The sequence below is a fragment of the Thermococcus sp. genome, from assembly GCF_015523185.1.
In the GTDB taxonomy this organism is placed as follows: domain Archaea; phylum Methanobacteriota_B; class Thermococci; order Thermococcales; family Thermococcaceae; genus Thermococcus.
Map to the genome: position 1 here is coordinate 22,432 of NZ_WAKV01000029.1, position 24,346 is coordinate 46,777.

24 protein-coding genes and 3 tRNA genes are annotated in these 24,346 nt (G+C 50.7%); 20 read left to right on the forward strand and 7 right to left on the reverse strand.

All coding sequences use genetic code 11. From position 1 onward, the window contains the following. Window positions 1-73: 73 nt before the first annotated feature. Together F7B33_RS03390 and F7B33_RS03395 are read right to left on the reverse strand one after the other, a co-directional pair. On the reverse strand, window positions 74-955 hold the full coding sequence (locus F7B33_RS03390) for an AEC family transporter (protein ID WP_297062585.1): 882 nt from the start codon (window positions 953-955) through the stop codon (window positions 74-76). Between the two features lie 71 nt (window positions 956-1,026). Continuing rightward, on the reverse strand, window positions 1,027-5,088 hold the full coding sequence (locus F7B33_RS03395) for an MMPL family transporter (RefSeq protein ID WP_297073115.1): 4,062 nt from the start codon (window positions 5,086-5,088) through the stop codon (window positions 1,027-1,029). A 109-nt stretch (window positions 5,089-5,197) separates the two neighbouring features. Here F7B33_RS03395 and F7B33_RS03400 point away from each other — a divergent pair, with 109 nt between their 5' ends. The 7 genes from F7B33_RS03400 to F7B33_RS03430 all read left to right on the forward strand — a co-directional run bounded on the left by F7B33_RS03400 (window position 5,198) and on the right by F7B33_RS03430 (window position 10,360). Next, window positions 5,198-5,692 carry a PadR family transcriptional regulator gene (locus tag F7B33_RS03400; RefSeq protein ID WP_297073096.1) on the forward strand — a complete coding sequence of 165 codons (495 nt, stop codon included), beginning with the start codon at window positions 5,198-5,200 and terminating at the stop codon, window positions 5,690-5,692. A 170-nt stretch (window positions 5,693-5,862) separates the two neighbouring features. Further along, window positions 5,863-6,273 carry a metalloregulator ArsR/SmtB family transcription factor gene (locus F7B33_RS03405; RefSeq protein ID WP_297062581.1) on the forward strand — a complete coding sequence of 137 codons (411 nt, stop codon included), beginning with the start codon at window positions 5,863-5,865 and terminating at the stop codon, window positions 6,271-6,273. Then, window positions 6,270-7,553 carry a hypothetical protein gene (locus F7B33_RS03410; protein WP_297073098.1) on the forward strand — a complete coding sequence of 428 codons (1,284 nt, stop codon included), beginning with the start codon at window positions 6,270-6,272 and terminating at the stop codon, window positions 7,551-7,553. Before F7B33_RS03405 ends, F7B33_RS03410 begins: the two co-directional genes overlap by 4 nt. Window positions 7,554-7,558: 5 nt before the next feature. Beyond that, complete coding sequence (locus F7B33_RS03415) at window positions 7,559-8,221, forward strand: DUF4097 family beta strand repeat-containing protein (protein WP_297073100.1); 663 nt, start codon at window positions 7,559-7,561, stop codon at window positions 8,219-8,221. 69 nt (window positions 8,222-8,290) lie between these two features. Continuing rightward, window positions 8,291-9,535, forward strand: coding sequence for an MFS transporter (locus F7B33_RS03420; protein WP_297073101.1), 1,245 nt, complete (start codon window positions 8,291-8,293; stop codon window positions 9,533-9,535). Window positions 9,536-9,598: 63 nt separating this feature from the next. After that, window positions 9,599-9,967 carry a roadblock/LC7 domain-containing protein gene (locus tag F7B33_RS03425; protein WP_297063516.1) on the forward strand — a complete coding sequence of 123 codons (369 nt, stop codon included), beginning with the start codon at window positions 9,599-9,601 and terminating at the stop codon, window positions 9,965-9,967. Window positions 9,968-9,994: 27 nt separating this feature from the next. After that, window positions 9,995-10,360: a hypothetical protein gene (locus F7B33_RS03430; RefSeq protein ID WP_297063514.1), complete on the forward strand. Its 366-nt coding sequence runs from the start codon at window positions 9,995-9,997 to the stop codon at window positions 10,358-10,360. Here the strand turns inward: F7B33_RS03430 and F7B33_RS03435 are convergent. After that, window positions 10,344-10,868 carry a cob(I)yrinic acid a,c-diamide adenosyltransferase gene (locus F7B33_RS03435; RefSeq protein ID WP_297063527.1) on the reverse strand — a complete coding sequence of 175 codons (525 nt, stop codon included), beginning with the start codon at window positions 10,866-10,868 and terminating at the stop codon, window positions 10,344-10,346. The genes F7B33_RS03430 and F7B33_RS03435 overlap by 17 nt on opposite strands. 89 nt (window positions 10,869-10,957) lie before the next feature. On the opposite strand from F7B33_RS03435, the gene F7B33_RS03440 reads away from it, so the two are divergent. Then, on the forward strand, window positions 10,958-13,060 hold the full coding sequence (locus F7B33_RS03440; protein WP_297063512.1) for a DUF4350 domain-containing protein: 2,103 nt from the start codon (window positions 10,958-10,960) through the stop codon (window positions 13,058-13,060). A 13-nt stretch (window positions 13,061-13,073) separates the two neighbouring features. Here F7B33_RS03440 and F7B33_RS03445 read toward each other — a convergent pair whose 3' ends face one another. After that, window positions 13,074-13,901 carry a translation initiation factor IF-2B subunit alpha gene (locus tag F7B33_RS03445; protein ID WP_297063510.1) on the reverse strand — a complete coding sequence of 276 codons (828 nt, stop codon included), beginning with the start codon at window positions 13,899-13,901 and terminating at the stop codon, window positions 13,074-13,076. Between the two features lie 9 nt (window positions 13,902-13,910). After that, complete coding sequence (locus F7B33_RS03450) at window positions 13,911-14,609, reverse strand: ATPase domain-containing protein (RefSeq protein WP_297063508.1); 699 nt, start codon at window positions 14,607-14,609, stop codon at window positions 13,911-13,913. A 264-nt stretch (window positions 14,610-14,873) separates the two neighbouring features. Here F7B33_RS03450 and F7B33_RS03455 point away from each other — a divergent pair, with 264 nt between their 5' ends. The 4 genes from F7B33_RS03455 to F7B33_RS03470 all read left to right on the forward strand — a co-directional run bounded on the left by F7B33_RS03455 (window position 14,874) and on the right by F7B33_RS03470 (window position 19,085). After that, window positions 14,874-17,072 (forward strand): elongation factor EF-2, encoded by a 2,199-nt coding sequence (locus tag F7B33_RS03455; RefSeq protein WP_297073103.1) that lies wholly within the window; start codon window positions 14,874-14,876, stop codon window positions 17,070-17,072. Window positions 17,073-17,340: 268 nt separating this feature from the next. Then, window positions 17,341-18,627, forward strand: a complete 1,287-nt coding sequence (gene tuf / locus F7B33_RS03460) for a translation elongation factor EF-1 subunit alpha (protein WP_297063504.1) — start codon at window positions 17,341-17,343, stop codon at window positions 18,625-18,627. A gap of 46 nt (window positions 18,628-18,673) precedes the next feature. Then, the gene (gene rpsJ / locus F7B33_RS03465) at window positions 18,674-18,982 is read left to right on the forward strand and encodes a 30S ribosomal protein S10 (protein WP_297063503.1); all 309 of its coding nucleotides are present in this window, start codon (window positions 18,674-18,676) and stop codon (window positions 18,980-18,982) included. Window positions 18,983-18,998: 16 nt separating this feature from the next. Further along, window positions 18,999-19,085, forward strand: a tRNA-Ser gene (locus tag F7B33_RS03470). Window positions 19,086-19,198: 113 nt separating this feature from the next. On the opposite strand, the gene F7B33_RS03475 is transcribed toward F7B33_RS03470, so the two are convergent. Both F7B33_RS03475 and F7B33_RS03480 read right to left on the reverse strand, forming a co-directional pair. Continuing rightward, window positions 19,199-20,407: a DEAD/DEAH box helicase gene (locus F7B33_RS03475; protein WP_297073105.1), complete on the reverse strand. Its 1,209-nt coding sequence runs from the start codon at window positions 20,405-20,407 to the stop codon at window positions 19,199-19,201. Between the two features lie 70 nt (window positions 20,408-20,477). Continuing rightward, window positions 20,478-20,555 (reverse strand) — tRNA-Lys (locus tag F7B33_RS03480). Between the two features lie 95 nt (window positions 20,556-20,650). On the opposite strand from F7B33_RS03480, the gene F7B33_RS03485 reads away from it, so the two are divergent. From F7B33_RS03485 to F7B33_RS03520, 8 genes are all read left to right on the forward strand, one after another. After that, window positions 20,651-20,977, forward strand: coding sequence for a hypothetical protein (locus F7B33_RS03485; protein ID WP_297073107.1), 327 nt, complete (start codon window positions 20,651-20,653; stop codon window positions 20,975-20,977). Between the two features lie 51 nt (window positions 20,978-21,028). Beyond that, window positions 21,029-21,406, forward strand: coding sequence for a DUF835 domain-containing protein (locus tag F7B33_RS03490; RefSeq protein WP_297073117.1), 378 nt, complete (start codon window positions 21,029-21,031; stop codon window positions 21,404-21,406). Window positions 21,407-21,443: 37 nt separating this feature from the next. Next, window positions 21,444-21,531, forward strand: a tRNA-Leu gene (locus tag F7B33_RS03495). A gap of 168 nt (window positions 21,532-21,699) precedes the next feature. Continuing rightward, the gene (locus F7B33_RS03500) at window positions 21,700-21,960 is read left to right on the forward strand and encodes a 50S ribosomal protein L37ae (protein ID WP_014121315.1); all 261 of its coding nucleotides are present in this window, start codon (window positions 21,700-21,702) and stop codon (window positions 21,958-21,960) included. Between the two features lie 24 nt (window positions 21,961-21,984). Further along, window positions 21,985-22,134 carry a DNA-directed RNA polymerase subunit P gene (locus tag F7B33_RS03505; protein ID WP_297063500.1) on the forward strand — a complete coding sequence of 50 codons (150 nt, stop codon included), beginning with the start codon at window positions 21,985-21,987 and terminating at the stop codon, window positions 22,132-22,134. Between the two features lie 50 nt (window positions 22,135-22,184). Then, entirely contained in the window at window positions 22,185-22,817 is a 633-nt protein-coding gene (locus F7B33_RS03510) for a ribosomal biogenesis protein (protein WP_297063524.1), read from the forward strand. After that, complete coding sequence (pcc1, locus tag F7B33_RS03515) at window positions 22,769-23,038, forward strand: KEOPS complex subunit Pcc1 (RefSeq protein WP_297073109.1); 270 nt, start codon at window positions 22,769-22,771, stop codon at window positions 23,036-23,038. Before F7B33_RS03510 ends, pcc1 begins: the two co-directional genes overlap by 49 nt. A 107-nt stretch (window positions 23,039-23,145) precedes the next feature. Then, window positions 23,146-24,246 carry a hypothetical protein gene (locus F7B33_RS03520; protein ID WP_297073111.1) on the forward strand — a complete coding sequence of 367 codons (1,101 nt, stop codon included), beginning with the start codon at window positions 23,146-23,148 and terminating at the stop codon, window positions 24,244-24,246. Window positions 24,247-24,346: the final 100 nt, after the last annotated feature.

Here is a 24,346-nt window from a genome sequence, read left to right on the forward strand (position 1 = left end):
AAAGAGAGAATAGGGCAGGAAAGCTTATTACCCTTTCCTTTTGGAAGTCTAATAAAGTTCTATAATCAAAATTTTAACCCAGAACAGCCTTCAGGATAACAAAGAGTCCTATGACAAGCAGTGTCAGCACAAAGGTAACGCTTATCGCCTCATCAGCCTTGAGCCTGTATTGGGCTAAAATGGCGTTGGCCGCTATGGCCGGCGGCATGCTTGCCTCAACCAGGACAGAGTAAAAGATTTCAGGCCTTGCGTTCCTGAGTGTTAAGAAAACGAAAATAAAGGGAATCACTATTCTAAAGGCCCCAACCTCAAGGAGCTTTCTAAGCTCGAAAGCCCTCAGCGTTATCCTTGAGCCGAAGTATATGAGAAGGAGCGGAATACTGAGCCAGCCGATGGTCTTTATTGGGTCAATGAACCAGCCCGGAAGGTTAATTCCAGCTATAATTAAGCCAAGCGCGAGGAGGTTCGCCAGCGTCGGCGGGAACTTCAAAGCTTTGAGAAAGCTCTCCCTAACGCTAGCGCCTCCACTTGAATAGTGGGCGGCAATGAAAGTAACTATGGGAATGACTATCATCGAGTTGGTCGTTGAGTAGAGTATCGCCGGTGTTATGTCTTTCAGGAAGAGGCTCGCTATCGGAAAGCCGAGTGCTGCCGTGTTGGGATAGACCGAAAGAACCATTAAAGCCCCGGCCCAGGGGTCGTTTTTGAGAACGAACTTGCCGTAAAGGTAGGAGAAACCCAGGCTTATGCTGATTATCAGGAAGACATAGAGGAAGACAGTCTTTATGCTGAGCAGATAGTCTAAATCCTTGCTCGCGACGTTGCCGAAGATGAACAGGGCAAGAAGGACATCGTTCACCAGAATCCGGAGGTAGTCAAAGGGTTTATCGTCCTTTATGATAAGCTTAATGGCGTAACCAATGGCTATGAGCACGAGCATCTCGGCGATGTTCATGATGAAAGCTTCGGTTTAGCGCTTAAAAGCGTGTCGAAGGGAAAAGCAAAAAGGATAAAGAGATTGTGGCGTCACTCCTTCTCGAACTTCTTGGTCTTGTGCAGTGGCCACCAAGCCTTCTCTCCAAAGAGGCTCATCATCGCCGGACCGAGGAAGTAAACCGCCAGTGTTGCCGTTATTAGCACTCCAGCCGCCAGAGCGAATCCTATCTCCCTCGTTCCCCATGTTGAGCTGGTCATCAGCGCTCCGTAGGTTGTGGCAAGCACCGCAGCGAGGCCAATAACTACGAGGTCCATCGTTCCAGCCGCAACGATGAGGGCTTCATCTGGCTTCCTGCGCTCGAACTCGTCTCTAGCTTTGACTAAGTAGAAGCTGTTGTAGTCTATGCCAACTCCCATGAGCACGACGAAGACCATCAGCGGCAGGAACCACATGATTTCCTGACCAAAGACCTTCTGGAATAGCCATGTTGATATAGCTATGCTGAGCAGGACTCCCATGCCTATTGTGGTCATAGTCGAGATAACCGCCGGGATTCCCCTGAGTGTCGGTATAAGCGACAGGAACATCAGGACGAGCGCTACTGGAAGGATTCTGTGCCAGAATATGTTGTTGATAAGGTTGCTCAAGTCGAGGTCCAGAGCGGCTCCACCGCCGACCATGCCCTTGGCTATCTTCCCGCTTGCTTCGTAACCCTTCATGAGGTTCCTTATCTGCTCAACTATGTGGTGGGCCTGTGGTGTTGTTGCCTCGTACTTGCTGACGACCTCGATGAGCACCATGTTTCCGGTAGTTGAGATGTATTTGTTGCCCCCTATTGCCTTAAGCTTGTCGAGGCTCGCATTGACAGGCTTTCCAAAGGGCTGTGTGACTGTGTAGACGTACTTAACGCCGTTAATCTTCTCGATGTCATTCACTATCTCGTTGATTGTTGCCAAATCCTTGTCGGTGATTGGGTGGTTGAACTTAACGAGGACGTAGGTTGCGCCCATGACATCTACTCCAAGCTTGCTCTGGCTTATCTCAAGGAAGTGGTATGTCTCACTGTCCTTCGGCAGGAAGAGCTTTATGTCATGGGTTCCGTTGAAGTTGGCGAAGGCATAGACTGCCGGGGCAAGCAAGAGCAGGAATATCAGCAGTACAGCCTTGGCGTGTTTGATTGACCACCTAGCTATTCTGCTCTCCTCGTGGATGTCCGTTTCGGTAATGTGCTTGATGTGCCTCGGCCACCAGAATACCGGTTTATCACCTATTAACACTGTTATTGCCGGGATGAAGGTTAGACTCGCTATAAGGACGACTATGACCGCTATTGGCGCTATTATACCCATCTGCTTGAATATGGGGAACTCCCAAGCAAGGATAAAACTCGCAAAGGCTATGATGTCAGTTGATGCACTGGCCAAAACAGCATCTTTGGCCCTCTTCAAGGCCTCGCTTGCCGCTTTGTTGTGGTCGTAGCCTTCGGCAAGGTACTCCTTAAACCTGTGCAGGTAGTAGGTCGAGTAGTCTATACCGAGACCCAGTGCTGTCGTCACTGTAATCATCTGAGCCCAGCTTCCAACGTTTATGACGTCACCCTTGGCGAGCAGGTAGAGGATTCCGAGAGCGGTTAGAGTTGCCGTTGCAACACCCGTGAACGGCAGTAGTGTAGCGAGGAGAGCGGCTCCAAGGATAATAAAAAGGACTATTAAGGCCCCTATGAAGCTGAACTTCGTCGTCTTCGCGTTGTCCTCTTTGCCGTAGTGTATCATTTCATAGGTCTGAACTGGTGTTCCGCTGATGTAAGCCTTTGCATCCGGGAAGTACTTCCTCATCTCCTTAAGCAGGACTTCCTTGGCCTTCAGGGTGTTCTCGTACTGGAATTTGGTCTGTTTCTCAAGGTCGGTAACGTTCTTGAGGCTCTTTGGAACCATCATGATTAGCATCGTCGTATTGTCAGGGCTCTTCAGCATGCCTATGTAGTCCTTTGCGAGGCTGTAGATTGACGGGTAAATCTGCTCCTCTATGGGCTTAACGTCCTCCCTGGTTATCTTGTTCGGGTCCTGCCTGAATCTAAATGCTATATCAACGAGCTGTGTGGCATTGACATGAATCGGAACACCGAGGTTTATCTCCTTTACAAACTTCTCCACTAGCTTTGCCGTTTCTTCCTTGACAAGGGTCTCGATGTCGGAGTCGCTCATGGGGTAGTTCTTGGCAACTGTCAACAGTATCTCCTTGAGCGTTTCCTTAACGTCCTCAGGGGCCGTGACGTTGGCGAGCTTCTCGTTTACCCCTTCCTCGAACAGACTGTAGGCTATCTGGTAGGCGTCCTCCCCGGCGTAAATCTGGTCAACAACCTTTCCGATGTCCACGGGAACTTTTCCAGCAACGCTCGTGATAATTTCCTTGACTACCTCTTTTACTCCAATACCCTTGGCCAGCTCCTCCGGGTTGTTGTTAATAACGGCGTTTACCATAATCTCGGTTACCTTCTCGTTCTTCACCTTCTCGGCCGTCTTCTGAATCAGGATTTCCCTCGCTATTGGCTCAACGTTGCCGTTGGAGTCGTAAACCTTCCCTATTACATCGGCTGAGAGCTCAACGCCCCTCTCCTTGAGAACTTCCTCAAGCAACGAAACGGTGGCCTTTTTGAGCACCTCAGGTTCCTTGGCCAGAACTCCCTTGGCGTCGGGGTCGAAGCTCACAACGGTCTTCGCTATGAGCTCTGCAAGGGGCTTCTCTTCCTCAGGTAGCTTTTCCTCGAGGGCGTTGGCGAGCAGGTTAGTCTCAAGTTCCTTTGTGGGCCCGTAGAGGAGGAGGGTTCTCAATACTTCATCGGCGTTAGGCAGATTCATGAGCGGGCTGTTTGCCATGAGGGTCTTGGCGATTGCTATGGTCGCGTTTTCAAGGGCACTTGAGGAGGAATTCCTCCCAAGGCCTATCGAGACGTTCACGATGTAGGCCAAGGTCTGAGCAGGAACCTGACCGAAGCCCGGAACCTCAAAGCTTCCTCCGGCATTCTCAATAACCAGCGGGAGGTTCTTGAGGGCCGTGCTGGCTATCTCCTCAACCGGTTGCACCGCATTCTTTCCAAGCTGAATGAGCGCGTAGTTGCTTCCAGCCTGCTCGTCGAAGGCCACAACACCCCGATAGAAGGCAACTGAATAAGCCTCGGCGAGGTTTTTCTGCATGGTGTCGTTAATCTGGCTCAGAACGATTGCCTTCGTGACGTTGGCCAGGAAGGCATCGGTTATAGCGCCGGCTCCGTAGGCGGAGTAAACCTGATAGGTCGCGTTGTAAACCACGTAGACGAACTCCACAGGAACGTTGAGCTGGGTCGCTATGGCCTGGGCCGTTGCGCCGTCAAGTCCCCTCTCATAGGCCCCTGCCTGGACAAGGGCATCATAGGTTCCAAGAACGCCGAGGTAGGTTCTGGCATAGTCATCGCTCAGGTTGTAGAGGCCTGTATTAAGGCCAGCTATCGTTGAGTTCAGTTCCTTCAACTGCTCACTTGCTCTGGTAAGGTTCTGGTGGAGCTCAACGTAAGCCATGTCGGTCTGGTTGAGTGCCTTCCTGAGGGCGAGGCTCTGGTTGTAGAGGACAGTAAGGTTGGCTTTAAGGGCCAAATACGCCCTTGCAAGCTCGGGAACTGTCTGGTTAAGGAGTTTCACCTGGTTGGTGAGGTTCTCAACCTGAAGGAGGGTCATCCTGTATGCGTTGCTTGCGTTGATTGCTGAGGTATAGAACAGCTCGGTAAGGTTTGCCGTCGTTTTTGTGAGGTTCAGTGCTATGTCGTATGACTTGTTGTGGAGCAAATCGATGGCATCGTAGTAAGAGGTAAAGTTACTTCCATAGGGCTTTGCCTCCGCTTTAAAAATCTCGTAGGCTTCCTTTGCCTGCGGACTGTTGAGTTTGATGTTTGTGATAATTATGTACGTCATGTTGTCGTTCTGGGCAAAGCTTGGGAAGTACTTGCTCATGTTGTTCTGAACCTCAACGCTCTCCACGTGCTTTGGCAGGAACTGACTCATGCTGTAGTTGGTTACATCGCTGAGCTTCATAGCCAGCGGTGTGGCCAGTACGATGACCACTATCCAGAGGGCAACTATCAGCTTCGCGTGCTTTACAATCCAGTCGTTCCATGCCATGTCAATCACCTATGTTATCTTTTAACACTTCGTTCTTAAACATGTCTATTTCCGACATGTCATCAGAGGGAATAGTTTATAAAGGTTTTTGGTCATTTACATGTCAGGGGTGATAGTAACGAAGGACGTTGAGCGGAAAATACTCAAAGGCCTCTTCACGGTCCCGCTGAAGAACATAATCCTTGTCATCGTTGGCCTTAAGGGAGAAACCCACGGCTATGAACTCCTTAAGGAACTGGAGAAGTTCACGGTTGGGATCTGGAAGCCGAGCCACAGCAACCTTTACACGCTCCTCAACAAGATGGTGGAGGAGGGCCTTCTCGAGCCGAGGGAAGAATACAGGGGAAAGGTGAGGCGCGTTAAGTATCGTCTCACCGAGAAGGGCTGGGAATACCTGAGGACGTCGAACGATTTAGCACTCCGCTCGCTCTATACTGCAATAAGCTACCACGAGAGGCTTAAAAAGAAGATTGAGGAGCGAGGAGGAGAGAGGAGAATCAATAAGGAAACCCTCAGAGAGTACCTGGAGTTGCTCATGAAGATTAGGGACTTACTCGATGAGGAAATAAAGACCCTGGAAAAGGAACTCTCTTCCGAGAGCTAACAGCAAATAGGGCCAACGTTGGTAGTATCTCGCCATTCTTTTGGTTTAGATTAGTGTCTCGTGTGCTGTTCTTGATAGAGCTTGTCTGCACGATCGATAAGTTTTTATATACTTCCAGCACAACTTAAATACATAAAATTGTACTACAAAACTCTGTACCTGGTGGTAGCATGGAAAACCTGAGAGCCCAGCTCGAAGAGCTGAAGAAAAGGCTGGAGGTGCTTGAGGAGAGCATAGATCCAGTTGACGAGGTAATGCTCTCTATAAAGGCCCGGTTGAGAAAGAAGCTCAGCGACGGAGAACTTCCTGAGCTGGACGAGGAAAAAGCCGCGAAGACGCTCAAGGCCCTGGCAAATCCTGATAGGATTAGAATCCTCAAGATGCTCTCCGAGAGGCCTATGGGCTTCAAGGAGATAAAAGAAGCCCTCGGCGTCGAGAGTCCAACGGTTTCCCATCATCTTAAACTCCTCACGAGAACCAGAATGGTTAGGAAAGGAGACAAGTACGAGATATCGCCGGATGGACGTTTGTTTTTGCGTTTGCTCGAGATAATCACCGCCCTTGGGGAGGTGGAAGAATGAGTTATCCCTTTGTAGATGAGAGCTCAAGGTTTAAGGTCGCCGATTACCTGAAGAAGCTCACCGCGGTTCTTTTGATAGTATGGCTCTTCAAAGGCCACCTTGGATTAGAGAACTACAACGAATACCTCGTTTACATGATAATCGCGCTGATATTCGCCTTCGAACTATTAAGCGTTGGCAAATGGTTCGGTATTACACTCAGCGGGGTTATATTTGCCCTGTCAAAGGCCTTCTTCTGGACGGCCCTCTTTCTCTACGTTGGTGGATGGCTTGGAATGCCGGAGGGCCTTCACGGTCTCGCGGGCAGGGCTTTCGCCTACTCGGTTGTGCTGGCAATAGCCGGCCTACTCCTGGGAAGGGCCGAGAGTGATAGGCTTGAGTGGAAGGTCGAGAAGAAGGCCTACTCTTTCGACGGTGCCGACTTCGGCAATGTAATATTAAGGGGAAAGGGAAAGGCCTATCCAGTAAAGTTCGGCGGAAAGAGGGTCGGTTGGGTTATAGACGGAAGCGTTGAAGTTGAGGCCAACACACCCCTTGGGAAGATAAAGAAAGTCCTCTCAAGTCCAGTTGCAGTATGGGGAGAGCTTGAGGTTGGGAAGAAAGTCAAGGTCGATGAGGCCTTTGTTGAGACAGCATCAAGACTAATCGACCCGGACAGGCTTTACAGGAAGGTCAAGAAAGGTTCAATGGCAGTTGACCTCGGAATAATCAAGGTTTACGAGGGCGAGGACTTTGAGTACGTGAAGTTGCCCTTCATCGAGGTCATTGAGACGCCCACCGGCCAGGAGGTCAAAGTCGGGCCGATACACATCCACGATGGCAAGGTTAAGAAACCGGAGGGGATGCTCACTATCAAGGAGCTTCGCAACGGATTCCAGCTCACAAAAGTCGGGGACAGGCTAAAAATTCAGACCGAGGAGTTCTTGATTGAAGTAGAAGGCAACAGGGTCACCTACAGGAGCGGAGACGAGACGTTAAGCCTTGGCGATTCTGTATCTCTCCGCTCTGGGGACGTTTCCGTCACCGTTGGGAGAGGCAGGGCTAAGATACGCATCGGGGACGTCGTAATCTCGGCAAGGGACGGTACAGTCAGGATAAGGACAGGAGGGAAGACCTACACCATAGAGGACGAGCGGGCCTACAGGCTCGTCGTAAGGAAGGCAAAGGAGATAGTCGAGGAGCAGAGCGCCGGCCTCATTGAAGGTTTGGGCATCAACAGGACGCTCCTGAACAAGCACGTGAAGGAACTTATTGACGAGCTGATGGACTATCTGGGGTGAAGACAATGGAATTTGAAAACGTCAAGGAAATCGAGGCAACGGCAGTTAACGGTAGGGTCAGGATTGAGGGCTGGGAAAACGACTACGTTGAGGTGAACTACACCCTGCACGGGGAGGTGGACGTCGAGGTTGAGCAGAGCGGAGGGAGGTTACTCGTCAGGGAGAAGCCCAAGACCAAGAAGGTCCTCGGAATCTTCCCAAAATCCTCTGAGGGATGGGCGGAGATAAGCCTGAAGGTGCCGAAGAGTGCCATCGTAAACGCCAGGAACGTCAACGGCGAGCTTAAAGCCAAAGGTGTGCGCTTTGAGGAGGTAACAACGGTTAACGGGGAGATTCACCTTGAGGACTGCGAGGCCGAAAAGCTCTCCACAGTCAACGGAGAGATAATGGCCCATCTAAGCGTTGCTGGACCACTCAGAGCTTCAACTGTCAACGGAGAACTTGAGATTACCATCGAGGAACTCGAAGGTGACGTGGAGGCGAGCTGTGTTAATGGCGATATCGTTCTCCGCCTCACGGACTTCTGCGATGCGAGGATAGAAACGAAGAAAGCCAACGGTGACGTTGAGTTTGTCGGGGTAGACCCGGACGACCCTGTGATAGGTACGGGGGAGTTTACCGTCAAAGTAAGCACCGTCAACGGGGACGTGAGAATAGAGCTTATTTGATTAAACAATTACCGAATTGTCTAATATAACATGGCGAGAGTTATTCACTAATTCCGTGGAGGGTTCCATATGGAAACTCGAAAAGGGATTGGCAGGAACTTCTGGCTCTTTGCAGTGGGTCGCTTTATTTCACAGCTCGGCTGGGCGGTTCAGGACGTCGCTTTGCCACTCTATGTTCTCGACAAAACGCACAGCGGGACCATGATGACGGCATTTATCTTGGCTGAGATGGTGCCAGCTTTGATTGTTATGCCCTTCGCCGGTGTGGTTGGAGACCGCTACAACAGAAAGCACCTGATGGTCAGTTTTGACCTCGCGCGCGGAGTTCTTCTCTTCGGCGTTTTAGCTTTCAATCTGCTCTCAATCAAGCAACTCCTCGTTGTTCAGGTTGTCATGGCCACGATGGGAGCGTTTTTTGGAGCATCAACGAGCGCAATGTTTCCTGACCTCGTTGACTCTGACGAGCTTGAGAGAGCCAACTCCATAACGAGCTCATTCAACATTTTCGCAAGGCTTGTTGGCCCGGCCCTCGGTGGCTTCATCTACGCGGTTGGGGGGATAGCCTTAGCACTCTTCGTCAACGCGGTGAGTTTCTTCGGCTCCGGTCTCTTTGAAATCCTCATCAAATACGAATGGAAGGCGAAGAAACTTGAGGGCTTTTCTCAAGTAGTATCGGACTTAAGGGAGGGTATATCCTTCATCCGCTCGAACCGCTACCTCTGGACGCTTATGGGTTTTGCAATATTCATGATAGCATTCGCCCAGCCCTTTGGAGCCGTTCTGATGCCTTACTCCATGAGGGAAATCCTGAAGTTCTCAAGCTACCAGTTTGGACTCCAGGAGAGCGCCTTCATGGTTGGAGCTTTAATAGGGAACGTGCTCATAGCAACGAAATTCGGCAGAAAAGCTGGTAGATATCTCTTTCACGCACTTCTTTTCAATGGTTTGCTTATACTCGCCTTTACGTGGTTAATAAGCCCCTTTTCGGATTTTTCCAGAAATACGGCATTTTTTGCCCTCGCAATAGTAAACGTCCTCTGGGGTACTCTCTCGGCCTTTATAGACGTCCCAATAACAGCTAGGATACAGCGCGCCGTCCCAAGTGAGGTGCGCGGGAGGGTCTTCTCGGCCATGGCAGTGCTCATGCATTCGGCTGGTCCCTTCGGGCTAATCGCTGTCGGTCCTCTCCTTGACAGGTTCCCAGCGTGGCTTGTCTCGCTCAGTCTCTGGACAGGAATGGGGGTGGTGGTGCTCTACTATTGGGCAAGGTACAGGGACATCCTAACTGGAGATTCAGAAGCTACAAATGGATAACGGGCCAGAAAAAGCGTAAAATTTTTAAGTTACTTTTTGTTTCTAAACTTGGGGGTGGGACCCATGGCGGCGGTGGACCTCGTGATGGGAAAGATACTAACGGACATGCTTGAAATAGACGGTGTTATTGGAACGATAGTGGTTGACAAGGACGGCCTTGTAATCGAATCGGCCATGAAGAAGAACCTCGACAGGGAAGCTATAGCCGGAGTTCTCCATGAGCTGGTCTCCGCGATAAAGCTGATGGGGGACCAGTTTGGGGCCGGCGAGCTTAAGGAAGCCATACTCGAATACAAGAACGCAAGAACCTTCGTGAACCCAATTGGTGGAGACTATTACCTTATAGTTATCGGCGATGAGAACCTTAACCTTGGAAGAATGAAACTCGAGCTGAGAAAGGTCCTTCCAAAGCTCGATGAGATGCTCTACTGATTTTCTTTCCATTTTGGGGGTGAGAAGATGCCAGTGAAGATACTGTCGTTTCTTTGGGGCAGGGGAAAGCCAGAAATATACGAAATGGTCATCACGCAGGATGGCCTGAGCCTCGAGGGCAACGAGAACCTTGGAGCCCACATAGAGGACATCCTCCACTACGTCGAGAAGAAGGCTCCCGAACTCGGAGTCAAGAAGGAGGAACTTCAAATATTTATCAAGAATGGCAAGAAGGTCATAGCAATACGTAGGATGGAAGGGCTCGGCGTTGCCGTCGTTAGCTCGTCTATAGAGGGTGCCATTGAGGCCCTAAAAGACATCGAAGGCAGGGTTAAGGAGCTTCTCAGGGACAAATATGAAGAGAGAATGAAAGAGTTCAGGAAGTCGGCTTGACTTCCCTAAGCTTTCCTTCGCGCTTCTCTATAACCCTCGCCATTACAAAGAGCAAATCGCTGAGTCTGTTGAGATAGACGAGGGCGTTCTTTCCAAAGCCATACTCAAGGACTATTTTTGCGACCTTTCTCTCGGCCCTCCTAGCTATAGCTCTACAAATGTCAAGCTTTGCACTGCCTATCGTCGAACCAGGTAGAACGAAGGCCCTCATCTGAAATTCTTCCTCGTATTTTGCAATTAGCTCTTCTAGCCACTTGATTTCTTTGTCGCCTATTTTGGAGTATTTGCCCTTGCTAGCGAGCTCGCCCATCAACTCGTAGAGCTGGACCTGTATCGTTTCTATTATCCCTGACATCTCTTTAGGAACGTAGTGCATTGCCTCTCCAAGGAAACTATCAAGTTCATCTATGGTTCCGTTAGCCTCCATTATTGAGGAATACTTCACGACCCTGTCGCCAGTAAATAAACCCGTCAACCCCTCATCGCCGGTTTTTGTTGTCACGGACATGTTTTTCACCGCAGGGTTTAACATGTTCCTGTTTATTAGGCTTCCGGAAAGCTTTTTAGGGAGTTTATGAAGAATACGCGGGTGATGTCATGAAGCGCCTGGCGATTGCAATTGTGTTACTACTATTAATGGTTTTTGCGCCAGTGGGTGGAATAAAACTTGCACTTGCGACTACTTCCGAACCCGCTGGCCAATATGTTGTGAAAATAATCAACGTGACAGCAAGTGCAGACGCCTACAGTTACATCTACAAGGGACAGTATTACAAGTGGTATAGCTATCATGAATATTCCGGAAAATATGAGCTCGCTATTGGAAACAGCTCTTACTATCAGAGAGAACGCACGTATCTTCGCTTCAATCTCTCTGAAATACCCAAAGTCGCCGAAATAGCAAACGCCGAGGTGTGCGTTTACGTTGCCTACATAAAATACTTCTCAACCCCGATGAACGTGGGTATCTACAACATCACCAACGACTGGAAGGAAAGTTACACGAATCCCGCTCCCACCCCGGAGGTTCTTTTTGATAACAAAACCCTCTCCAAAGGTTGGGTATGCTTCAACGTTACAAGCTACATCAAGGCAAAATTCCCGGAGCAGAGTGTGTTTAGTTTCGTTCTTAAGCTTGTAAATGAGAGCATATACAACTACGCTTGGATATACTCAAGAGAAAACGCCTTTGACAAGCCAGTTTTAAAGATATCCTATTACGTCCCCGTTGCGGTTAGCTCCCTTGTGGTAAACGAGCCCGTTTATTCTGGAATTCCAAGCAAAATCTACGCCAGTATAACCAACGGCGGGAACGTGGAGACCAACGTCACCTTCTATCTTAAGATAAACGGCGTTCCCCTCTACATTGAGAACATAACACTTCAACCAAAGAGCACCGAGACGATTGTTAAGACATGGATACCAACGATGGAAGGCCAGTATAATATTACAGCTGAAATAGTTGGAAACGGTGTAAGCGACCTCATAACCAAGAGCGTTCAGGTTTATGTCAACCCATACAGGCTGTTCTACGGTCTCACATACCTCTACGAAAACGGCTACGAGAAGATTGCGCCCCAGCTTGACGAGTTCTACGCTAATTTCACTGCCACAGTTCAGGAGCTCGAAAAGTGTGGTGTAAATCTCGGCGACTTGGCTGACGACGTCAAATGGATTGAGACCAATTACAACCTCACAAAGGCAGAATATGCCAAGTTCCTTGAGATGAAGAACAGAACTGCACTGTTTCTTTCAGGAAACAGACTCTACACATATTCCGTTATGGTCCACATAAGAAAGGCCCGCTTCTTGGCCCAAGATGTAGTTGAGAGGATTGAAAAAGTCCTTCCAGTTCTTCAGGAGACGCTTGTCAAGGTCGAGCCCCTCTGTCACCCGCAGGTGAATGAGACGAACCAGACCCAGACGAACCAGACGACTGGAAACATAACCGCGCCTTCTAATGGAACCACAGTGAATCAGACGGCGAACTACACCATACACATAACCAAAGTTCTCATTGACCTCTCGCACGGCCAGTACTACTTCACCAGATACGGCTTTACAGGACTACAGAAGGACATTGAGGAACTCGGCTGGGAAGTTAACGTCACCTACGCCCCGCTCACATACGACGAACTGAAGGAATACGACGTTGTTATACTCACCAACCCCAAGACTAAGCTGAGCGATGATGAAATAAGCGCCCTCAGAAAGTACGTTAAGGATGGAGGAGCTCTCTTCGTTGCGGGCGACTGGTACAAGTACCTGAGCGAGGACCTCAACGTACTCCTCGAAGGAACGGGAGTGCGGTTTGAGAAGACCGAGCTCATGGACGACGACAGGAACAGTGGAAAGCCCTACTATCCGTTCGTTGGAGTCTACAATAGGAACTGCTCAATAACCAAGTTCATTCCTGAGAACTGGACGATGTACTACAACGGCGACACCATTAAGGTTACAGGAAATGCAATCTGGATAATCAGGGGCTACGAGAGCGCCTACGCGGTTGATGCCGATGGGAACATTGTTTACGAGAAGGGAAGCGAACCCGTTGTTGCCGCGGCAGTAACCTTCGGAAAGGGCAGAATAGTTGTCTACGGCTCAAGCAAGGCCTTGAGTGATGCCTATTACGGAAAGTACATCAAGAGCAACTGGCCCTTTGTCAAGGGCGCCCTCCTCTGGCTCGTCGGGGAGAACTGATTCTTCCCCCTCTTTAAATTTCTCTCGGCGGAACGAGGATTCCAAGTTCTGTAATTATGCCCCTGACGTATTTCCAGGGAGTAATGTCGAAGAGAAAGTTCCTAACGCGATAACCCTGTCTCGCGTAGGGCCTCTCAAGTATCTCCACCTCATCGCTTTTCAGTTCGGGATGGAGCTTAAAGCTCTCAGCCGCGACATAAAAGGGAACGTTGTTGTCGTGAGAGGCAAGGGCTAGGAGATAAGTCCCAGCTTTGTTAATTACGGCCCCGTCCTTTGTTACGTTGTCCGCTCCAACCATTGCAATCGTGGCCTTTCCCGCGAAAAGTCCGAGCTGAGCATCGGTGATAAGCTCAAATGGAATTCCCTCTTTTTCAAGGGCACTAGCCAGTGCAATCCCCTCGTAGTCAGGAGCACTCTCTGTGAGTATAACCCGGAAGGTTGCCCCCTTGTTTTTTGCGCTTTTTAGTATCTCAAAAACAGCCGAGGAGAAGGAGTGTGTTATGACAATGTCTCCGTCATCAATCAGCTCGCTACCGATGTTGCCGATTGTTTTCTTTGCCTCGTCAATCAGATGGATAAACTCCTCGGCCCGTGATTTAACCAGAAAGGGATTTTCTGTTACGGGTATGAAGCGCGAGAGATTGTATAGGGAGGCCATCGTCGGATTAACGGCTGGAAGTTCCCTTCTTAGTTCAAGAAGTGCTTTCCTCAGTTCATCTCCATCCAAAAGGCTGGCAAGAACGAGATATGCCTCCGCCCCACGCCTTGCCATCCAGCTGGCACCGCGTATCCTCTCGGAGCGGAGCTCCTCCAGAATGGACTCCACCTCAGGAGGTAGCATTTTAATCCCTCAGGGGATGGTTCTGTCTGGGTGGACGACCATTCCGGTCTCGGTTATCTCGTAGGGCCTTATAACATTATCAAATCCACTCCCTCTGAACTTCGTTACCTTAATTGCCCTCATCAGCTTTCCATCACGCTCAAGGAGTTTCATCTCGATAACTCCACTTACAAGGTATTCCTCTATGTCCGTTCTTTCGAGCTCTGAAGTTATGAGAACCGTCACTCTGAGGCGCATCATACTCTTCACAAAGGTTAGAAAAGCTCTGCGGTAGTCCATCTCCTCCTTGCTGGCAAGTTTTAGCATTGTTATGGGGTCCACAACTACCCTTGAGTACCTCTTCACCCGGAATTGCTCCTTTATTGATTCAGTCAGTTTGTTGAGGTTCTTTGCAAATGTTTCAAAGAAGTCTTCAACCAAGACATAGTGTTCCGTTGTTGGAGTTGCATCTATGAGGGTGAATTCGTCATGATAGACATCAAAGCCCATCCTCCCAAAGTCTTCCCTTATGTTTTCTGCCGGCTCCTCGAGAGTTATGTACAACACGCTCTCTCCGTTGGCCACTCCGGCCATTGCAAAGTGCATTGCAAGGGTTGTCTTCCCTGTTCCGGGAGAGCCCTTGACGAGGTAAACCCTGCCGGGAATGAGACCCCCGTGAAGCATTATGTCAAGCCCAGGAACCCCGGTTGAAATCCTACCCGCCACCATCACCTCTCAGCCATAACCACTAACGGTGTTCACAATTATAAGCTTATCTCTTCCAGATTAACACCGAATACCCCTCGGCTGAACTCCAAAAAAAGTATGGTCTGAGGAGAACTACGGGAAGGAATTACTAACCCAATGAGAAGAAATACCTCGTCATCCACAGTGGTCTGGGTGACACTGGGCCCCTTCAAATCTCAACCGGGAAAAGCTTTATAACCGGGCCTTTTAAGTTAAGCCGACAAGCTCATCTAAAGGTGGTGTGTTATGGGAAGAAGGGAAGAGATGATTGCGAAGATTAAAGAACTGATGACCCAGCCTGAGAGAATCAGGAACATGGGTATCGCCGCTCATATTGACCACGGTAAGACAACCCTCAGCGACAACCTGCTCGCCGGAGCGGGAATGATTAGCGAGGAACTTGCTGGAAAACAGCTGGTCTTGGATTTCGATGAGCAGGAGCAGGCGAGGGGTATTACAATCAACGCGGCCAACGTCTCGATGGTCCACAACTACGAGGGCAACGACTACCTCATCAACCTGATTGACACTCCAGGTCACGTTGACTTCGGGGGTGACGTTACTAGGGCCATGCGTGCCATAGACGGTGCGATTATAGTCGTCGACGCCGTTGAGGGTGTCATGCCCCAGACCGAGACCGTTCTCAGGCAGGCCCTCAGGGAATACGTCAAGCCGGTTCTCTTCATCAATAAAGTTGACCGCCTCATAAAGGAGCTCAAGCTCGGCCCGAACGAGATACTCAACCGCTTCGCCAAGATAATCACCGACGTCAACAGGCTGATAAAGAGATACGCCCCGGAGGAGTTCAAGAACCAGTGGCTGGTTAAAGTTGATGACGGTAGCGTCGCCTTTGGGAGTGCCTACTACAACTGGGCCCTCAGCGTTCCCTTCATGAAGAAGACAGGCGTTACCTTCAAGGACATCGTCGAGCTAACCAACGCCGGTGACCTTAAAACACTCAGGCAGAAGGCCCCGCTCCACGTCGTGGTTCTCGATATGGTCGTCAGGCACCTTCCGAACCCGCTTGAGGCCCAGAAGTACAGGATTCCGCACCTCTGGCAGGGCGACATAAACAGCGAGGTCGGTCAGGCCATGCTCAAGTGTGACCCGAAGGGCAAGATGGTCATGGTCGTGACCAAGATAATCATTGACAAACACGCTGGTGAGGTCGCTACCGGCCGTGTCTGGAGCGGAACCGTCAAGAGCGGTAAGGAGGTCTACCTAATCAACAGCAAGAGGAAGGCCAGAATCCAGCAGGTCGGTATCTACATGGGTCCCGAGAGGATTAATATGGACGCCGTCCCGGCCGGAAACATTGTAGCGGTTACCGGTCTGCGCGACGCCATGGCCGGTGAGACCGTCGCCGAGGAGCCAATCGAACCGTTCGAGGCCCTCCACTACGTCAGCGAGCCGGTGGTTACCGTCGCCATTGAGGCCAAGAACGTTAAAGATTTACCGAGGCTCATCGAGGCTTTGAGACAGCTCGCCAAGGAGGACCCAACGCTTCACGTCAAGATTGATGAAGAAACCGGTCAGCACCTCCTCAGTGGTATGGGTGAGCTCCACCTTGAGGTCAAGCTCGTCAAGCTCAAGGAGGACTGGAAGATTGACGTTGACGTTTCACCGCCGATAGTAGTTTACCGCGAGAGCGTCACAAAGCAGAGCCCAATCGTTGAAGGAAAGAGCCCGAACAAGCACAACAGGTTCTACATCACCGTCGAGCCCATGCCCGACGAGATTTACGAGGCCATCAAGGAGGGTATCATTCCTGAGGGCAGGCCAAAGGACCCGAAGGCCGTCGCCAAGAAGCTCGCCGAGCTCGGCATGGACTACGAGATGGCCAAGGGTATCGTTGATGTCTACAATGGCAACATGTTCTTCGACAACACCAAGGGTATCCAGTACCTCAACGAGGTCATGGACTTACTCGTTGACGGATTCCACATGGCCATGGATGAGGGACCGCTCGCTAAGGAGCCCGTCATGAAGGTCATAGTCAGGCTCCACGATGCCAAGATACACGAGGACAACGTCCACCGTGGTCCGGCTCAGATTTATCCGGCCATAAGGACTGCCATCCACTGTGCCATGATGAAGGCCGGCCCGGTCCTCTACGAGCCCTACCAGAAGGTCATTATCAACGTGCCCTACGAGTACATGGGCGCCGTCAGCAGGGAAATCAACCAGAGGCGTGGTCAGCTCATCGATATGAGGCAGGAAGGTGAGGTCATGATTATCATTGCAGAGGCTCCCGTCGCAGAGATGTTCGGATTCGCGGGAGCGATACGTGGTGCGACCAGCGGAAGGGCCCTCTGGAGCACTGAACATGCGGGCTTCAAGCGCGTTCCGAACGAGCTGGCCCAGCAAATTATCAGGCAGATACGCCAGAGGAAGGGCCTCGACCCGAACCCGCCGACCGAGAAGGACGTCTGCCCGCAGCAGTGAGTTTTTCAATTCCTTTCCCTTTCTCAATTCTAGGATATAGTTCGTTTCCAACCTAATCCTCCCACCCAGAATAGAGAAGCCCAGATTTTAACAATCCGCGTTCAAAGGCGATTAGTTAACTTTTTAAACTCACCCCTCAAGTTAGGGTCGGAACTCATGAGGCCCCCCCGTAAACGGCGGGTTCCCCGCCCGAGGGGGCTGAGGTTCGAAAGATTTAAAAAGCCATCCTAGTCAACGAGACTAGACCAAAATCTGGAGGTGTTTGAAAATGCCAAAGGAGAAGCCGCACGTTAATATAGTGTTTATCGGCCACGTCGACCACGGAAAGAGCACCACCATCGGAAGACTGCTCTTCGACACCGCCAACATACCGGAGAACATCATTAAGAAGTTCGAGGAGATGGGTGAGAAGGGTAAGTCCTTCAAGTTCGCTTGGGTCATGGACAGGCTTAAGGAGGAGCGCGAGAGGGGTATCACCATTGACGTTGCCCACACCAAGTTCGAGACCCCGCACAGGTACATTACTATCATTGACGCTCCAGGCCACAGGGACTTCGTTAAGAACATGATTACAGGTGCCAGCCAGGCTGACGCCGCCGTTCTCATCGTCGCCGCCACCGACGGTGTCATGCCCCAGACCAAGGAGCACGCTTTCCTTGCCAGGACCCTTGGTATAAACCACATAATCGTCGCCATCAACAAGATGGACATGGTCAACTACGACCAGAAGGCCTTTGAGAAGGTCAAGGCCCAGGTCGAGAAGCTTCTCAAGATGCTCGGCTACAAGGACTTCCCAGTTATACCGATTAGCGCCTGGGAAGGCGATAACGTCGTTAAGAAGAGCGACAAGATGCCCTGGTACAACGGCCCGACCCTCATCGAGGCCCTCGACCAGATACCCGAGCCGCCGAAGCCAACCGACAAGCCGCTCAGGATACCGATTCAGGACGTCTACTCAATCAAGGGTGTCGGTACCGTTCCCGTTGGTAGAGTCGAGACCGGTGTCCTTCGCGTCGGTGACGTAGTTATCTTCGAGCCGGCGAGCACCATCTTCCACAAGCCCATCCAGGGTGAAGTCAAGTCTATCGAGATGCACCACGAGCCACTCCAAGAGGCTTACCCGGGTGACAACATCGGATTCAACGTCCGTGGCGTTGGTAAGAACGACATAAAGCGCGGTGACGTTGCCGGACACACCAACAACCCACCGACCGTCGTCAGGCCAAAGGACACCTTCAAGGCCCAGATAATCGTCCTCAACCACCCGACTGCTATTACAGTCGGATACACCCCGGTACTGCACGCCCACACTACTCAGGTCGCTGTTAGATTCGAGCAGCTCCTCGCTAAGCTCGACCCCAGGACCGGTAACGTCGTCGAGGAGAACCCGCAGTTCATCAAGACCGGTGACTCAGCCATCGTCATCCTCAGGCCGACCAAGGCCATGGTCATCGAGCCAGTCAAGGAGATACCGCAGCTCGGTAGGTTCGCCATCCGTGACATGGGCCAGACCGTTGCTGCCGGTATGGTTATCTCCATCCAGAAGGCCGAGTGATTTCTTCGGCCTTTCCTTTACTTCCTAAACCTTAGGAGGGGCGGAAATGCAGAAGGCGAGGATTAAGCTTGCTAGTACCAACATCAAGGCCCTCAACGAAGTCACCGACCAGATTAAACAGATAGCCGAGAGAACCGGTGTCAGGATGAGCGGCCCAATCCCACTCCCGACCAAGAGGATAAGGATAACTACTAGGAAGAGCCCGGACGGAGAGGGTTCAGCCACTTTCGACCGCTGGGAGCTTCGCGTTCACAAGAGGCTCGTTGACATAGAGGCCGACGAGAGGGCCATGCGCCAGATTATGCGCATCCGTGTTCCTGAGGATGTCACCATCGAGATTGAGCTCATCTCTTGATTCCTCTCCTTTATGCGCCGGGGTAGCCTAGCCTGGGAAGGCGCGGGCCTGGAGAGTCCGTGGGCGTTAGCCCGCCAGGGTTCAAATCCCTGCCCCGGCGCCAAAACCATTTTGCCATCGTTTTCATCGTTAAGGGCCTTTGTTGTGACACAGAAGATAGCATTACTCTTTATTCAACGCTCGCAATGAAAACAGAACAAGAGGATGAATGGCAGTTCAATGGCGCCTTCTCCTATGTCTCGGCATGTTCTTTCCCCATCTTCGCCTGTACTCGTTCTCAAGCTCGTCCCTTCTCACCATCTCGCGGTACTCCCTAGGCAGTTCCTCGCTCAGCTCCGACTTCCTGACGTCAACGCCAGACTGCCTTGCTATATACCTAAACCTTCTCAGTTCCCCGGGTGCGATGAATGTTATCGCCTTACCCCTCTTACCCATCCTCCCCGTTCTCCCAATCCGGTGGATATATTGCTCCGCGTTCATCGGTATAGAGTAGTTAACAACATGAGTAATCTCTGGGACGTCCAGACCCCTAGCGGCAACATCCGTCGCAACCAGAACCCTTGTTCTGCCCTCCTTAAAGCGCCTGAAGGTTTTCTCCCGGGATGGCTGGCTCATGTCACCGTTAAGGGCCTCAGCTTTGAAACCGTCCTTTCTAAGCCTGCCGGCCAACTCCTTTGTCTCCACCTTCGTCTGGCAGAAAACTATACCGTAGAAGTTACCGCTCAGAATTTTCTGTAGGATTCTGTAGCGTCTCGCGGGAACGGTCTCTACAAACTCCTGCTCTACCTCACCCGGTACTAACTCGTCCCTGCTGACGATTACTACCTCCGGGTTTCTCATATACTTCTTGGCGAGTAAAAGCACTTCCATCGGCATCGTGGCCGAGAACATCATGACGCGCTTTTCCCGGGGTGTTACCCTAAAAATCGCCTCGATGTCCTCCTGAAAGCCCATGTCCAACATCCTATCAGCTTCGTCAAGGACGAAGAAGCGAAGGGAGTCAAGCTTAAGGGTGCCACGCCTGATGTGGTCGAGAACCCTGCCGGGTGTTCCAACAACTATTTGGGCCGTTTTAAGGGCCCTCATCTGGGGACCTATTGGCTGACCGCCGTAGACCGCGTAGATGTCTATCTTCCGCTTTCCACGAAGAGAGCGGAGCTCCTCACTCACCTGAATTGCCAGCTCCCTAGTGGGAGTAAGGATAAGCGCCTGAACCCTCCTTTGTCCGGCCTCAACCATATCAAGGATTGGCAGGCCAAAAGCCGCCGTCTTTCCGGTGCCCGTCTTTGACTGACCAACAATATCATTCTCCCCCCGGAGAACAAGTGGTATGACCTCCCTCTGAACGTCAGTGGGCTCAAAAAAGCCCTTTCTCTCAACGGCCTTAACTGAGGCCTCCGATAAGCCAAGCTCCTTAAAACTCATTTCCAAATCTCCTTAAAGCTGAAGTCCTAAACGCGCTCCTTCTCAGAACGCGCCGAGGAGAAACGCGTTTTGGCGGGCCGGGGGGGATTCGAACCCCCGACCTGCGGATTAAGAGTCCGCCGCTCTAACCAGGCTAAGCTACCGGCCCACGACCCGAAACCATAGAGGGGAAGTGTATTTATAAATTTTTCGGTTCGTAACAGTTATTAGGCCTTTGAATATGACCACCATGAGGTAAGGGAGTTGAAGGGAGAATATCAGGCAATAAAACTCCTGGCAGAGATTGTGGCATTTATTGCGCTCACATCGGCCATCATAGTCGTCTACTCCCTGAGGGATATAATGGTTGGGTACCTTGATAAGAGAACACTCCGCGGTGTTTTTCTGGGTGTTTTCATATTCTGGGCAGGGTACCTTGAGAACGTTTTCAATGACGTCTATACCACAGAGCTCACAAAGGTTCTTGATGACGTTCTCGTGGCATTGGGAATGATGATAATTCTCATAACTTCCCTCCGAATGAAGACCGAAATCCGTGCTATAAAACCCAGGGTCATTACCGAAGGATAGTCCATCCTAAAGCCCGGCGCCTATGTAACAAGCAGGGCATCACTTCCCGAGATACTCTCCCTCCTTCAGGGCAAACGCCTGCTGGCCATCACGAGGCACCCACGACAATACGAAAGGCACGGGATTCCATACATCTGGGTCAGCAACGCCCCGTCAGAGACCGCAATAAGACCCACGGAACTGGCCCCTCTCCTCCACAAGGTTCTCTCCAGTGCGGGAGAAGACACGTTTATACTTCTCGACGGGGTTGAATACCTGATACCTAACAACGGTTTTGAACCCGTTATGAAGTTTCTCCTGAACCTAAAGGACAACCTGATAGCCAGAAACGCAGGGATTATTATTTCAATTGACCCAAAGGCCCTCGATGAAAAGTACGTGAATATGCTGATGAGGGAGTTCAAAAGATTGCCCGGGGAGAGACCGTAAAATTTATAAATGCGCCAACGCCCTTATATCTGGCGACGCGGGGGTTGCCGAGCCTGGTCAAAGGCGCGGGATTGAGGGTCCCGTCCCGTAGGGGTTCCGGGGTTCAAATCCCCGCCCCCGCACCAGAAAATTTTCTTGCAAAAAGTTTCTTTGGTGAAGCTTTTTCCAAAAGCTTCAACGTAAGGTTTATTAGGAGCCTTCCCCCCGGATGTCCGGAGTTATGCAAAGGTTTATAAAACGTCTCCGGAAACACTTTCCAGTCGTGAAAATTGCCTAACTCTGGGGTGATGCTCATGGGAAGAACTGTCAAGGTCGGTTCCGCTGGAAGGTTCGGTCCGAGGTACGGTCTCAAGATAAGGAGAAGGGTCGCGGCTGTTGAGGCCAAGATGAAGCAGAAGCACGTCTGTCCTGTCTGCGGAAGGAAGGCCGTCAGGAGGATAAGCACTGGAATATGGCAGTGCCAGAAGTGCGGTGCAACGTTCGCCGGTGGAGCTTACCTGCCGACCACTCCGGCTGGAAAGGTCGCGAAGCGCGTCGTCGCTTCCAAGGCCTGATTCTTTCTATTTGGGGTGATTTTCATGGTTAGGGCGATTTACCGCTGTGCAAAATGCGGTAGAGAGGTCGAACTCGACCTCGCGACAACCAGAGAGGTTCGCTGTCCCTACTGTGGCAGTAAGATACTCTACAAGCCCCGACCCAAGGTCGCGAGAAGGGTCAAAGCCATCTGAACCTTTTCTTTCGAAAGGCTTTTATCAACTAACCCCAACGAGTGGTTGCTATGATGCTGATAACGACTTCCCACCGACCGACGAGGAGGACGAGGAGCTTCGGTCACGACTTGGAGAGGGTTTTCCCCAACTCCCTTTACCTAACCAGGGGAAAGAAGACAATCCAGGATTTGCTCATGGAAGCATATGACAGGAACTACGAGAGACTCCTAATAATCAACGTCTGGAAGGGAAACCCCCTCAAGATGACCTTTATCAAGGTGGACCCCGAGGACTGGGGTTACCTCGGCTACCTCTACCTCCACGGCATTAAGCTCCAGCGTGAGATGGGTTTCAGGAACCTTAGACCAATCCGCGAGGAGATGCCCTTCATTGTAACCACAGCGAAGAGGGTTGGCATTGACCACACGGCCTTTGCCCAAGCCTTCGCCGAGCTTACCGGCGGAAGATTCGTGCCGAGGGGGAACAAGAGCCTCCAGACGATAGCGGACAGGCACAACACCGATGTGATAGGGGTAATTGAGAACTATCCAAGGGGCATGGCAGTTAACTTCTACCGCCTTGACGTCACCAGAGACAGGCCCGTTGGACCTCTAATCCTCGTGAAAATCTGGATAATGGAGGACGGCAGGAGATGGGACTACAGGGAGGCCCTGACAAAGGCTGGCCAATCGAGGGGATAGTTGAGCTCTCCTTCCCGGACGAGGAAACCGCCAAGATAGTTTACGAGAGCGTTCTCTACGAGCACAAGAGCGTGCCCTACAGGAGGAGCAGGATAGAGTTTCTGCGCGAGGGGAACATGATAATAATCCGCTTTTTGACCAGGGACAACTCAGCTTTGAGGGGAACGCTGAACTCGTATCTGAGATGGATTAAGGTCGCGATGGATTCGCTGGATTTATAATTTATAAATTACATATTGTCTGAGTCTAACATACATTTTGTAAATTCGAAACATTTAAATACTATGAGTTTAGTAATTGGAATTGACAATCCCGTTGGGGGGGTCAGATGCGACAGAAAGTGGTATGGTTTGTACTTGGAGTTCTAGTTGGAAGTCTTTTTGTTGTTTCAGCGTACCCACAGAGCAGTGCCTCTCCAGCAAGCCCAATTTCCGGGATTTACCCAATAAACCAAAACGTCTCCAAAATTTTGGCAGGACTGAAAAAGGGCAACTTTGAGGTTATGGATTCTCAAATACTGAAAAACCTAGTTAAGACAGGAACTATTCCTTACGCTCCAATCTTTGAGGGCAACACACTCTACGCCGTGAAGATGCTACCAGATGGGAAGTTCTTCATATACGCGGGAACCAATATAAAGAACATTAACAAGTTCCTTAATGATGCTAAGAGAGAGTTCTCCGAGGTGGACTGGAACAGTGAGGTTACTCTTAGTGTAGAGCCTTCTAAATTTTCTTGGCAGATAAAGATCAATGGAAATCCTACTGCAACCTACACTCCCATGGCAACTACAACAATAAGTGCCCATATTGAGAGCACTATCGAGTGGAGTTCCTACGATAACTGGAAACCCCATGGCAAGTTAAAGCTTGTGTGGGAAGTTTACAGACTTGCGGACACCGACCCAAAGAACGATTACCGGGTTGTAGACATGAAGACCTTTGTCTGGTCTGGGCATTATCTCTACGGCGATAGTGGAGCTGGAGTGTGGCAGATTGACACAGTTAAAGTTTATGCCAACGTTAAGCCCGATGGAAACAGTGTTTTTGATCTAGCGGACTTTGGCCCAAGTCATTACATCAATGAATACAGCTCAAAGGCTCAATCTACTATTTCATACACCTTGGGGACAGGAGGAGCGTCTGTTACAATCCAACAAGTTATCAAGCTCTTTAAAATAGCGGTCGATACCAACGGCGACTGGGTCAGGTGGACGTACACATTTAACAGAAACGAGCTAGGAAGTTACGCTGATAGCTGGATTAAACTTGAACCGGGGTACCAGTTTATAACTCACGTTCCAAGCTCCCCAACAACAGTCCACCAAAAGCTAGTTGCTTCAGTTGAGTGGACGTACAATCGCCCCCTGCTTCCGGACGATCACTGGACCGGCTCAATAACCATAGATTGGATATGGAACTTTAAGTGAGGGATTTTTATCTTCCTCTTTTTTAGTCGTCCCAAACTTATTTAAAGCTCACCCCTTATTCTAACCCGGCATCGCGATTACGGAGGTGCGAACATGCAGA